Here is a 13650-nt window from a genome sequence, read left to right on the forward strand (position 1 = left end):
AAATTAGTTCTCTTAGAAAGTGGTAAATACTCCCTAATGCCTAACCTTTTCCGTTAGAAACGTGTCACACCTGGGTCATAAACGGCAACTAAAGTTCCTCCTGCTTCTACCAGACCATTACACATTCCATAAATATGCCCATGATCTAAGCCAATCGCTGCAAATCGGAATTCGCCTTCTTCCACTACTTTGCTTACTTTTCCTTTTGGAGCATAATTCATGCCATCATTTTTATTCAATACTTTCTCCTCCTTTATTTACTCGTATTTTCCGCCTACGGTAATGTCATTGTCTTCAAAGTTTTCTATCGCTGTTTTCTTTTCATAGAAATGGATGGCATTTTTTTGTGTGCCTTCCATTGTGTAAAATAGGCTATCCTTCGTTAATGGAAGTTTAATTGTTTTACCTGTGCTTGCAGATTCATAGATAGCAGAAATCAATTCCAGTGTCTGTCTTCCTTGTCTTCCATCAATTAAAACAGGAATCCCATGTTCCAACGCAGTTAACACATCATCAATTTGACCTGTGTGTCCCTCATACTGTACTTCTTCCAATTCCTCATAATAATGCTGAATCTTTTCTTCCAACTCTGGATCGTCTTCTGGAAATCCATTTCCCTTTGATTTAGATGCCTTCACTTTCCATGGAACGGAGACTCTAGCATTTTTCCCTTGAAAAATTAATTGTTGTTCCTCCCCATGATGAATGACAGAGCTCGTTATTTGAGCAAGACTTCCGTCATTATAGCGGCAAATAGCGATAGAAATATCCTCTACTTCTGCATTGTCATGAGAAGTATTACTCATGACGGCAGTAACTTCAGATGGCATCCCATTCATCCATTTGAAAATATCTATATGGTGCACAGCGTGATTTAGTGTACAACCGCCACCTTCTTTTTCCCATGTACCACGCCACCATAAATCATAATAGCTGTGCCCGCGCCACCAGTAAGAATCAACCTGTGTATGGACAATGGGTCCCATAAGTTTAGTATCTAGTACCCTTTTTAACTTCATCATTGGGGTACGAAAACGGTTTTGTGAAATGACAGACAACATTTTATGATTTCTTTCCGCAGCTGCATTCATCGCATCACATTCCTCTAATGAAGATGCCATTGGTTTTTCAACCAACACATTCTTACCAGAATCCAGAAAATTAATGGTTATTTCTGAATGGGTATAAGGTGGTGTACAAACGGATACTAGGTCAATGTCCTCACGTTCTAGCATTTTTGTATGGTCATCATAAATGGCTGCATCAAGGTTAAATTCTTTCGCCTTCTTTTCTGCCTTCTCCGGATAAATGTCACATAGTGCAACAATCTGACAGCGCTCTGGAAATTGCAAATACGCTTCCATATGAGCTGATGAAATTGCTCCTGCACCGATAATAGCTACTTTTAACACACAACCCTCTCCTTTTTATTTATTTAGAATTTAGGATGGAAAATAAGTACTACTTTCGCAAAAATAAAACGCTTTCAAATTTTATCAAATCCCCACTTATGATAAGAAAATTCAAATAAATTTTTGTTTCGACTTATACGCTTTATTCCAAAAATTATCTATAAAAGATACTATGTTCATTTTTTAGTGGATAATAATAAAAAGTGATTGTAAAAGGATAGGTTCTCTTGATGATTAAGTTTATCAGGCTAAATCACTAGCTCATGATTTCTTTTTTCCCTAAAACAACGTCAATCAGGGGAGGCTTTTCAACCCCCACTAATTGACCGTTGCATCAATTGGTCTTTTACGCGCAATTCCGTCCTTCTTTTGCAGCGGGAAGGCTACTTTACTGGCCATAATGCGGGATAAATGAGGTAATAATTTAATATATTGTTCTATTTTTTTCGTCTGCTATTCCTGATTTTCTATAGAAATACGTATTAATGCGATCACGCCATTCCATAGCATTTTCTAATTGAAGCTGAAAACGTTCTTTCACATTTTCAAAAACCCAATTCTCTACTTTTCCTTCTAATTCATTCCATTTCTTAATAAACGTCTCCACTTCTTCTACACCTTGAAAATGTGTATTATAAATATGCTGAATGACGGTTTCTCCAGAGTGAAGTTTATGTGTGTATGGTACATGATGGAAAAATAGAAGCAACTCATCTGGACAATCTTCTAATGAATTGTATCGTTCTGCATTTGGTCCAAAGTATTGTCCCACATAGCCAGTTCCAGTTTTCATTGTACGGTCTACACCAATTCCTTTACAGTCAGCAAAGTGGTATGTACCCCATTTTGAATACTCATATCCATCCACGTTTGGACCATAATGATGATTAGGATTTACCATCCAGCCGACGCCAAGTGGTGCAGTATAATTTTCATAGGTTCTCCATGATTGGAGCAAAATAAATTCCAATACTTCTACCACTTTCGGATCATGACCAAAAGTTAATTGAATCCATTCATCTGTAATTTCTTCTGTTGATAAATCAGGATTCCAGGTTAATCTGCCAAATCCATAAAGATTGGCCTGTGCTAATGTATTTCCAGTCCAATTTATATCATTGCCTATATTAGATACAGCAGCAATACCGCTATGGCTATAGTTATAGTGTGAACCATCTACTATTGATTTTACGGTCGATCCTTCTCCATCAGCATATGTATCAAAGTTTAATATTTCCTTCCACTGTGGAACTAAATAGCAAACGTCTTTTTGTTGACCCGTATATTCTTGTGCAATTTGAAATTCCACTACCTGGTTCGTTTCTTTCATAGCGCCTATTAGCGGAGAGATTGGTTCACGTACTTGGAAATCCACTGGCCCATTTTTAACTTGCAAAATAACATTATCAAGAAATTGTCCATCAAGGGGCTTAAAATTGTCGTATGCTGCACGTGCTCGATCTGTTTTTCTATCCCGCCAATCCTGTAAACAATTGTAAACAAAGCAACGCCATACTACTTTTCCATTAAAAGGCTGTAATGCTCGTGCTAAAACATTAGCGCCCTCGACATGGCCTCTGCCATATGTAAATGGTCCAGGTCTACCTTCTGAATCTGCTTTCACTACGAAACCACCAAAATCAGGGATATGGCTATAAATTTCTTCTGCCTTTCTCGCCCACCATTTTTCTACTTCTTTATCCAGTGGATCGGCAGTTGGAAGATTCCCCAATTCTATAGGACTAGCATAGTTTATACTTAAATAAGTAGTAATCCCATAAGACCTTAGAATAGTTGCCACTTCTTTCACTTTAGGCAAAAATTCCTTTGTAAGTAATTTCGTCTCCACCTCCCATACATTTACATTATTAATCGAGATGGCATTGATTCCAACAGAAGAGAGAAGGCGAGCATAATCTTTAATTCTTGCCAAATCCTTCGTGAAATCGTTATCATTAAAAAAGATGGAGTTACCAGAATAACCTCGTTCAATAGAACCGTTCATATTATCCCATTGATTCATCATTCTTAACTGATGTTTTGGTGTTTCCCTTATTTCTAAGCCAATAAGGGATTCTTCTTGTTGTAAAATTCTTAAAAAGTGGAAAGCTGCATATAAAGCTCCTTTATCTGTTTTTCCAATTAATAGCACTTGTCTATTATCATCGGATGTTTTTACTAAATAGCCTTCCTCATTTAAGTCATCAAATAATTTTGGTGAAATCCCATAATCATTTAAGTTAACGCTTTCATATGTTCCCAAAATAATAGAAGACTCATCTTCCACAGATTGTTGAATAGTTGGTACAACATCTAGCATAGACTTAAGAGCAATTTTAAGTTCGTTTACAGCAGAATTAATGACTACTGATTGTAAAGCAACTGAAATAGTAGAAGCTATGTTGGTATATTTATCAGCGTTTTCAATTTTACGATACTGCAACCAACAGTGATAACTATCGGTTACGAATCGTTGATTTTCTTTATCGATCATTTTTTCCATTTGCTTAATCCTCCTATAATTAACCTAAAAAGTTTGATTAAAGTTCTGTGAAAAAGCGATGTTATCATTCTACTAATTTTAACTAAAATAATCAGGATATGTCTTCTTTAATTCCTTTTTCTCAAAGTTAACTAAGTTTAAATGTATCCCTATTAATTTTTCTGCATCAATTGCTTTCTTTTCCTTGATAAACTGAAAGATATCTTTATGCTGAGCAACAAGGATATCCCATTCCAGATTTGATTCTAATCGCAGAACACGCAAGCGATCAAAGTGGCTGTTCATTTGTCTAATCATCTTCCATGTTCTCAGTTTTTTACATCCCTCAAATAATAACCGATGAAACTGATCATCTAATTCCAATAATTGTTGGTGGGATTCATTTTTTAAACATAATTCCTGCATGGCAATATTGGATTCCAATTTAAATAACTGCTCTTGGTCAAAAACCTCACAAGCTTCTCTCACAACTGCTTTTTCCATATTTTCTCGAACAAATCTTGCTTCTTCCACAAGATCTAAATCAATCAAGGAAACAATCGTACCAATTTGCGGATATATTCCAAGCAAATCTTCTTGGGAAAGCTTTAAGAAAGCTTCTCTTACCGGGGTGCGACTTACGTTTAACTCACTTGCGATTTCTTGTTCAGAAATCTTTTGCCCTGGTTTTAATCCTAAATCTGTTATTCTATTTTTTATTGTTTCATAAACAAAATCTCGTGTGGAAATATTTTGCCTTTTTCTTATTGAAACTATTATACTCACCTTTTTCTTGGTATTCTAATGGTACTAGTATGGTAGTTATTACCTTCATTATAGAAGTTCTCATCTGGAATTTCAATCCTTTTTATTTAATAAATTGTCTGGAAATATCGTTTTTCCAGTTGCTTTTACCTATATGAACATTCTATTCCGATCATTGCTGTTTGAGAATATACAGAAGTCAACACGATAAAAAACTCCCTATATAATAGGAAGTTTCAAACTGGAGACAAACTCCTTTTAGTTTGAGGATTTTGCCTATGGTCTTTTTTGTAGCCCTTTCTAATAGGGATGTTGATTTCCGCTACAGGGGTTCGCTTTCCATGGGGCGAGCGCCGAGCCGCTTCGTCGTTTCGCTGAGGCCACTGAAAAGTGTATTACCTGGTGAATCGGTAGTTACCAAACCATTCTAACTTAGTTTAGGCTATTGTTTTCCGAGGCTTACCGCACGACTCACCGGGGCGAGCGCCGAGCCGCTTCGTCGCTATGCTCCTGCAGGGTCTCGGACTTTCTCGCATCTCCCGTAGGAGTCGAGCGGACACCTCTCCAAACCAACTTATTATTTGCTTTCAAATAAATAAAACCTCATTTAATTTGGAGAACTAGACTTTTTCAGTGCCCTCGTTTCGCTCCTGCAGGGTCTCGGACTTTCTCGCATCTCCCATAGGAGTCTCACCCCTTCCGCTCCAATCAACATGGCTTTATCAATTTAGTCTAGAATTTTAACTGCTCTGTTTTTAAATTACAGCTAGAAAATTTTTTAGAGTTGAAACACTCCCTTCCAAACATTCTTCTATTCAAAGAGACCAATTAGAAATGATTACTGTAGATCAACTTGTTCTGCCAAATCAATTAGTTCGCAAGATGGAGGCTACACTTAACTTCTCTTTTATCAAACAAAAAACTCCCTATATAATAGGAAGTTTCTAGTTTGATTATTTTTGTTTTTTCATATACTCGAGTACTTCTGAATCAATAAAGCCCTCTTTTTGTTCTCGTTCTTCAAAGTTCTCGGTATGAATATAGGTAGTAAGTGCTTCGGATATTTCAGTAATTGTTTCGTTTAGATAGCCCAATCTTTTGAGGTGTGTCGTTAATTCTTCTAACGTACTTCCTTCAATTGGAATAATATTCTCTGGCTTTGATGGAGCGAAATATAATTGCTGTAATTGATAGATGCGGGTTAGTTCTTTTATTGGTTCTTCGTGATCTTCTACACGCAAATCAATATAGCGATCATTAAAGCCACCATAGCCTCCTCTATCCTTTACAACAAGAAGAGCTGCTGATTGCTGCCCTCTACTGTCACCACCTGCATTCTGTCCTGCTTGCAATGCTGAAAGTAATCGCTCAGCAAGATTCCCTTCTCTTTTTTGAAAAGTGTCAGCCATTGCTTTTACTGTATTTTCGTCCACCAGAATATTTCCCTGTGCTGCGAAATGAGGCCCTGTTACCCCTCCAGCCCAGTTATAGCATTCTTTTCCCGTGAACGTTGCTGCATTGCCGTTAGCATCAATAAAACCAACTTGTCTTTGCTCTCTGCCTGGGTCCTTGTCTAATAAGGCATGCAATGCTTCTTCTGCTGATTTTCCCTCTTCCATTAAACGTAAGCCTTCTGGACCAAAGGACGTATTTGCATAAGATTGAGTAGCAACTGCTCCCACTCCTGCCTTTGCCCATGGAACAACTGCTCCAACACCAAGAAATTTCGATTGGACAGCAATGCCCCATTCTTTTTCCTGTGGATCATACCCGACAATAGAAAATGTCATGTTCTTGCCTCCTTTTTAAGCTAAGAAAATTGCCCCATATACAAGGGAACCTGCTATCACATAAGCAGGATGAACTTTTACTTTTTCTAATAAAATGAAGCTAATGAGGCCAATGAATGCAGTCTGCAGAATTCCAATTCCATTATAAGAATTTTGGAAAAAACTGATTGTCATCATTGCCAGCAAAACAGCAATTACTGGTCTAACTAAGTTTGTCAGTAGATTCACTTTTGGAGAATCTTTAAATTTCATTAGCAAACGTAAGAGGACAATCATTAAAATTAAGGATGGGGCGACTGTTGCAAACACACCGATGATTGCGCCAAGTACTCCACCCTCTTGAAACCCAATATAGCCTGCCATTTTGGTCGCAATTGGACCTGGCAATGCATTTCCCATTGCCAGCATTTCACTAAATTCATTTTCTGTTACCCATTCATACCGATCAACCACTTCTTTTTCCACTAAAGGAATCGAAGCAGGTCCGCCTCCATAACCAAGAATTCCAGGTAGAAAAAATGCCCAAAAGATGTGCCAATAAATCACGAAGCCTTCACCTCTTTCACTTCCTGCTTCTCCTTCTTACTTAGAAGTGAAATGACAATGACGACGCCAATCACAATCGCAGGATGGATATTCAGAAGAACTAAAAGAATGATACTTGCTACAACTAACCCAATCGTTAGCTTCACGCCAAAGCTAGTATTTACTTTCTTTAAAAAGTCCACTGTCAATACCCCAAGCATCACGCCAACTACTGGAACTACTGCCTTTGTCATTCCTAATACCCAAGGCTTATCCTTGAAAGAATTTAAAAAGGTTAAAAGAACAATCATTAATAAAATAGTAGGAACAACAGATGCGATAATGGCAATTATCATTCCAAAGACTCCCTTTACTTGCCAACCAATATAGCCTGCCATTTTGGTTGCAATCGGTCCAGGCAATGCATTCCCTAATGCTAAAACATCGGAAAACTCATCATCTGTCATCCATTTATATTTATCCACTACTTCGTTTTTCACAAGTGGGATAGAAGATGGACCGCCGCCATATCCTAATATTCCCACTCGGAAAAAAGCAAGAAATAGATGCCAATATGTCATAAAATCAACAACCTTTCTGAAGTCTTACCAGGATGCAATCGCTCCATCTGTTCTTGATTCTGTTCCTCCAATTAATGCACCTGTTTCTTCATCTCGCCAGATGATTTGTCCTCTGCCAAAATGACCGTAGTCTGTAGCCGTTTGAATCTCATGCCCTCGTCTTGCCAGTGCTTGAGCGAGATAGTTTGGAAAATGAGGTTCTACTAAAATTTTCTTGCCTTCCATCCACTGCCATCTTGGTGCATCTAAAGCAGCTTGTGGGTTTAAATGGAAGTCGATTGTATTTGTTATTACCTGGAAATGTCCTTGTGGCTGCATATAGCCACCCATAACCCCAAAAGGACCAACTGGTTTATTATCTTTGGTAAGGAACCCAGGAATAATGGTATGATATGTTCGTTTCCCTGGCTTTAATGCATTGGGATGGGTTGGATCTAGTGAGAAATCATGTCCACGATTTTGCAGACCGATTCCTGTTCCTGGAATGACAATCCCTGAACCAAAGCCCATATAGTTACTTTGAATATAGGAAATCATATTTCCTTCTTCATCTGCAGCTGCTAAATAAACCGTTCCCCCCTTTGGAGGAGATAATGGCTCAGGAGTAACCGCATGCTCGCCAATTATTTCTCTTCTTAACGCTGCGTACTCTTCACTTAATAGCTCACTCACCGAATGAGGCATCTCTTTTTCTTCTGTAATAAAGGCTTTCCCATCTGTGAATGCAAGCTTCATTGCTTCGATATGTTTATGGTATGTATCAACAGAATCCTTCTCAGTTAAATCAAAGCCTTTTGCAATATTAAGCGCCATTAACGCCACTAAGCCTTGGCCATTTGGCGGAATTTCCCAAACATCATAGCCTTTGTAAGAAACAGAAATCGGGTCTACCCATTCTGGATAAAAGCCAGCTAAATCCTCTTTACGAAGATAGCCATCATGCTCCTCCATAAATTGAGATATTTTGTCTGCTAATTCTCCACGATAAAAGCTTTCTGCATTCGTTTCTGCAATCGAGCGCAACGTAGCTGCATGACCTTTTGATGACCAAATCTCACCTATTTGTGGTGCTTTTCCCTTTGGTGCAAATGTATCAAACCAAGGCTTATACTCTTCTCCTTGAAAAATTTCTTTAAAACGATTATATGCTAGGTTCCAATACTTTCCTAAAGTTGGACTAATTGGATACCCCTCTTCTGCAAGACGAATAGCAGGTGCTAATGTTTCTTTTAAAGGCAGCTTTCCAAATTTCTCAGCAAGAGCAGCCCAAGCAGATGGAACTCCCGGTACAGTAACTGGGATAACACCATGGGTTGGCATCTTCTCGAAGCCCTTCGCTTTTAAATCATCAATGGAAATAGTGTTTGGAGCAGGACCACTTGCGTTTAATCCATGAAGTTTGTCTTTTACCCATACAAGTGCAAACGCATCTCCACCGATTCCATTAGAAGTAGGTTCTACTACCGTTAATGCCGCTGCTGTAGCAATCGCCGCATCAATTGCGTTTCCCCCCTTCTGCAAAATCTCCAGCCCAGCTTGAGCAGCTAAAGGCTGGGAAGTAGCAACCATTCCTTTCTTGGCAAAAACAGTATTGCGTTGGGATGGATAAGGATGATATAAGTAATCTAATTTCATATTAATTCAATTCCTTTCCGACATAATGACAGGCTACAAAATGATTCGGCTCTGCTTCTTTCCACTCTGGTTTCGATTGTTTACATAAGTCAGTTGCAATCGGACAGCGGGTATGAAATGGACAGCCTGATGGCGGGTTCGCTGGATTCGGAATCTCTCCCTGTAAGCGAATGCGTTCACCCTTTACACCTATTTTAGGGCGTGGAATCGAGGATAACAACGCTTTTGTATAAGGATGAAGTGGATTTTCATATAATTGTTCCGAGGAAGCTAGCTCCATCGTATTCCCTAAGTACATGACTAATACCCGATCGCAGAAATAGCGAACTACACCTAAATCATGGGAGATAAATAAATAAGTTAATTGATACTTATCTTTTAAGCCCTTCATTAATTTTAATACTTGTGCTTGAACCGATACGTCTAAAGCAGATACTGCTTCATCACAAATAATAAGGGAAGGATTAAGGGCAATCGCACGAGCAATTCCGATACGCTGACGTTGTCCACCACTAAATTCGTGGGGATATCGATCATAGTGTTCTTCTTTTAGCCCTACTTCTTGTAAAAGCTCTATTACTCTTCGTTTTCTTTCTTCTTTTGCTAGATTTGTATGAATAACAAATGCTTCTTCTAATGCATTTCCAATTTTTTGACGAGGATTTAAAGAAGCATAAGGGTCCTGGAAAATCATCTGCATGTCTTTTTTGATTGCTTTTCTTTCTTTACCAGAAAGTGCTTGTGTATCTTGGCTTTGAAAATAGACCTTTCCATCCGTTATATCCTCTAAGCCAAGAACGGTTCGGCCGAGCGTGGATTTTCCACACCCAGATTCACCTACTACTCCAACACTTTCACCCTCAAAAACTTCTAAACTAACATTCTCGACAGCTTTCACATGACCTTGAACCCTTTGTAACAAACCGCCTTTAATAGGAAAGTACTTTTTAACACCTTCTAATTTAAGAAGGGATTGTTTCTCGATCGTCTGCATGTATTTCCACCTCCTCCTGCAACCAGCATTTTACGCGATGAGCGGAATGAAGCTCATATTCCTTCGGTGATTCTGCTTTACATCTATCTGTAGCAAATGGACAGCGCGGATGAAAACGGCATCCACTTATTTCTTCATTTAAGTTAGGCAATGAACCTGGTATTGCTTCCAGTTCAAAGGATGGGTCATCAATATCTGGCACAGAATGGAGCAAACCTCTTGTGTACGGATGCTGTGGATTTGTAAATATACTCTCCACATCGCCTTCTTCCACCTTTTCTCCAGCATACATAACCATGACGCGATCAGCGATTTCAGCGACTACTCCCATATCATGAGTAACCATAATCACTCCCATGCCTAGCTGTTTCTTTAAATCATCCATTAAATCTAAAATTTGCGCCTGAATTGTTACATCTAAAGCAGTTGTTGGTTCATCTGCAATCAATAATTGGGGACGGCACGATAACGCAATGGCAATCATGACACGTTGCCTCATTCCACCACTTAATTCATGTGGATATTGCTTCATTCTTTTTTCAGGGTAAGGAATTCCTACCTGCTTTAACAGGTCAATTCCTTTGGCATGTGCCTTTTGCTTGGATAACTGCTGATGAAGCATAAGAGGCTCTCTAAGCTGATACCCTATCGTTAACACTGGATTTAGAGCAGTCATTGGTTCTTGGAAGATCATCGCCATATCGCGCCCTCTAATAGAACGTAATTGGTCCTTTGTGAGCTTTGATAGATCTGTTCCATTTAAATCAATCGAAGAATCTTTGCTTATATAGCCATTGCTCGGAAGAAGCCCCATAAGGGAAAGGGAGGTAATACTTTTCCCACAACCTGATTCCCCCACAATGCATAATGTTTCTCCCTTATCTAAGTCAAAAGAAATTCCTCGTACAGCTGACAGTTCCCCATCAGCTGTACGAAAATTTGTCCGTAAGTCTTTTACAGATAATAGCTTCTTCTCCATTTTTATCCCTACTCTCTGTAAACTTTATATAGTGACCAAGTTCCTGTTGGATCAATGTCTAATCCTTTAACAGATTTATCATACGCAAGTGTTACTACACCATGATTCATGACAATAGCTGGTGCATCTTTTACAAGAAACTCATTTGCTTCTTTCAGTTTTGCTTTACGCACATCTTGGTCTACACTTTCACGACTTTCTTCTACTAATTTATCAAACGTTTCATTACTGTATCTCACCATGTTAGACGAGCCAACATTATCGGAATGGAAATTAGGGTATAATAATTCACTTCCATCTGCAGTTGAGTTAGTCCAGCTTAAGAAGTTCATTTCATAGTCGCCATTACGACTTGCATCTAAGAATGCACCCCACTCCATTGTTTCAATTTTGATTTTGAAACCTGCCTCTTGTAATTGAGATTGGCTAATTTCTGCCATTTTCATATAGTTCGCTCTGTTTGCTACAAGCAATGTATACTCTTTATCGCCAAATCCGTTTTTCTCCACTAATTCTTTAGCTTTTTCTAAGTTATAATCATAGCCAGCATCATTACTTGCTTCATCATAGCCGAATACTTTTGGTCCAATAATGCTGTTACCAGCTACCCCTAAGCCATTAAGTTGGTTTACATAAGCATCTCGATTTAATGCATATGCTACCGCTTGACGGAATTCAAGATTGTTCATTGGTTCCTTTTCCATGTTAAATCCGTACCAATAAACAGGTGTACCTTCTTTTTTCTGTACTTCTACATTTTTAAGACCTTCTACACGAGACAATTGCTCTGTTGGAATACCATCAATAAATTGAACATCTCCTGCTTGTAGCATCGAAATTGCAGTTGTTACTTCAGGTACCACTTTAAATGTAATTTTGTCTAGTTTTGCTTCCCCCTGCCAGTAATCAGTATATTTTTCCAATACAACAGATTCACCTGGTGTCCAGCTTACAAATTTAAATGGACCAGTACCGACAGGATTTTTCATTAAATCGCCATTTTTATCAGCCTCTGGACTAACGATGGCAGCATTAGAATGAGAAAGTGCTGCAAGTAAAGCACCGTATGCATACTTTGTTTTAATCTCTACAGTGTATTCATCTTGTACATTGACAGATTCAATCGGTTCAAGCAAAGATGCGCGTGGTGCCGCTGTTTCTGGATCACGGAATTTATCAAAGGTATATTTTACTGCTTCTGCATTAAAGTCTGTACCATCTTGGAACTTAATTCCTTCTTTTAATTTAATTATCCATGTTAAATCATCTGGATTTTCATAGGACTCTGCTAAAAGTGGTTCAATTTCCATTGTTTCCGAATTACGTGTAAACAATGTTTCATACACTTGCTCATTGACAGAAGAAGAAACAGAATCATTTGTTAAAATTGGGGATAATCCTACAACATCTGAAGTTGTCGCATATGTTATTTCCTGTGCTACACTTTCTCCATTTGAACTGGATCCCCCACTAGAATTCGAACATCCTGCTGCAACAAGCAGCAATAATGCCATCATGGCAAAAACTATCTTTTTCATCTAAAAACTCTCCCTTAATCTATGTATTGTTTTTGTTATTGATTAACTTTCATATTCGGATCGAGCGCATCTCTTAATCCATCACCGACAACATTAAACGCAAACACTGTTAGCATAATGGCAATACCAGGAATAATCGTCATATGAGGTGATGTCCACATATACGCCTGGCCTTGAGAGATCATTGCTCCCCATTCAGGTGTCGGCGGCTGAGCCCCTAATCCTAAATAACTGAGGGATGCAGTGGATAGAATGGCTGTGGCCATCCGCATCGTTGCAAACACGATGATTGGTGCTGTACAGTTTGGCAAAATATGCTTAAACATGATGCGCAAATCACTTGCTCCAAGCGATTTCAATGCCATCACATATTCTTGTTTTTTGACCGATAAAACGGAACCTCTGACAATCCTCGCACAAGAAGGAATGGACCAAATACTGATCGCAATTGCCACATTTACTAAACTAGTTCCAAGTACTGCAATGATAAGCATTGCAAGTAAAATACCTGGGAATGAAAATAATAAGTCTACTATTCTCATGATTATCCCATCTAATTTACGATAATATCCTGCTAATAACCCTAAGGTAATCCCGCCAACTAATCCAAGAACGACGGCAATACTACCTACTACAAGAGAAATTCTTGCTCCATAAGCGATTCTGCTCCACATATCACGCCCATAATTATCTGTACCGAGCCAATGGCCTTCCGTGAACATTGGTAATTCAGTTCCTTCCAGATTTTGACGAGCAGGATCATAGCTTGTGATTAACGGTGCAGCTATTGCTATCACTATTTGCAAAATAATAATAATCAATCCAACGACCGCTAACCGATTTTTAATTAATTTTTTCCAAGTGTCTAATAGAAAGGAATCTTTTTTCACTTTCTTCACAGTTGGAGATAGTTGTGGATTTGGTACAGTTTCCATTGGTTTCCCCCTTT

At 38.6% G+C, this 13650-nt stretch carries 11 protein-coding genes and 1 pseudogene; all 12 read right to left on the reverse strand.

The annotated features are described in order from the left end of the window. Positions 1 to 71: 71 nt before the first annotated feature. A pseudogene (locus ACTNDN_RS10185) lies at positions 72 to 239 on the reverse strand (Gfo/Idh/MocA family protein); the annotation flags it as partial. An 18-nt stretch (positions 240 to 257) separates the two neighbouring features. Further along, entirely contained in the window at positions 258 to 1412 is a 1155-nt protein-coding gene (locus ACTNDN_RS10190) for a Gfo/Idh/MocA family protein (RefSeq protein WP_441131209.1), read from the reverse strand. A gap of 424 nt (positions 1413 to 1836) precedes the next feature. After that, the gene (locus tag ACTNDN_RS10195) at positions 1837 to 3906 is read right to left on the reverse strand and encodes an alpha-glucuronidase family glycosyl hydrolase (protein ID WP_441131234.1); all 2070 of its coding nucleotides are present in this window, start codon (positions 3904 to 3906) and stop codon (positions 1837 to 1839) included. 87 nt (positions 3907 to 3993) lie between these two features. Beyond that, a complete protein-coding gene (locus tag ACTNDN_RS10200) occupies positions 3994 to 4680 on the reverse strand; it encodes a GntR family transcriptional regulator (protein ID WP_441131210.1) in 687 nt (228 codons plus the stop codon). 932 nt (positions 4681 to 5612) lie between these two features. Further along, positions 5613 to 6449 (reverse strand): DUF1028 domain-containing protein, encoded by an 837-nt coding sequence (locus tag ACTNDN_RS10205; protein ID WP_441131211.1) that lies wholly within the window; start codon positions 6447 to 6449, stop codon positions 5613 to 5615. Positions 6450 to 6464: 15 nt separating this feature from the next. After that, a complete protein-coding gene (locus ACTNDN_RS10210) occupies positions 6465 to 6995 on the reverse strand; it encodes a chromate transporter (protein WP_441131212.1) in 531 nt (176 codons plus the stop codon). After that, on the reverse strand, positions 6992 to 7555 hold the full coding sequence (locus ACTNDN_RS10215) for a chromate transporter (RefSeq protein WP_031540552.1): 564 nt from the start codon (positions 7553 to 7555) through the stop codon (positions 6992 to 6994). Before ACTNDN_RS10215 ends, ACTNDN_RS10210 begins: the two co-directional genes overlap by 4 nt. A gap of 24 nt (positions 7556 to 7579) precedes the next feature. After that, on the reverse strand, positions 7580 to 9190 hold the full coding sequence (locus ACTNDN_RS10220) for a gamma-glutamyltransferase family protein (protein WP_441131213.1): 1611 nt from the start codon (positions 9188 to 9190) through the stop codon (positions 7580 to 7582). Between the two features lies 1 nt (position 9191). Beyond that, positions 9192 to 10184 carry an ABC transporter ATP-binding protein gene (locus ACTNDN_RS10225; protein ID WP_031540554.1) on the reverse strand — a complete coding sequence of 331 codons (993 nt, stop codon included), beginning with the start codon at positions 10182 to 10184 and terminating at the stop codon, positions 9192 to 9194. Continuing rightward, positions 10153 to 11163, reverse strand: coding sequence for an ABC transporter ATP-binding protein (locus tag ACTNDN_RS10230; RefSeq protein WP_349204441.1), 1011 nt, complete (start codon positions 11161 to 11163; stop codon positions 10153 to 10155). The genes ACTNDN_RS10225 and ACTNDN_RS10230 overlap by 32 nt, the downstream gene beginning before the upstream one ends. Before the next feature lie 8 nt (positions 11164 to 11171). Continuing rightward, entirely contained in the window at positions 11172 to 12701 is a 1530-nt protein-coding gene (locus ACTNDN_RS10235) for a glutathione ABC transporter substrate-binding protein (RefSeq protein WP_284560968.1), read from the reverse strand. A gap of 35 nt (positions 12702 to 12736) precedes the next feature. Beyond that, a complete protein-coding gene (locus tag ACTNDN_RS10240) occupies positions 12737 to 13636 on the reverse strand; it encodes an ABC transporter permease (protein ID WP_441131214.1) in 900 nt (299 codons plus the stop codon). Positions 13637 to 13650 lie beyond the last annotated feature (14 nt).

This window comes from Niallia sp. HCP3S3_B10, assembly GCF_052064465.1.
Taxonomy (GTDB): Bacteria; Bacillota; Bacilli; order Bacillales; family Cytobacillaceae; genus Niallia; species Niallia hominis.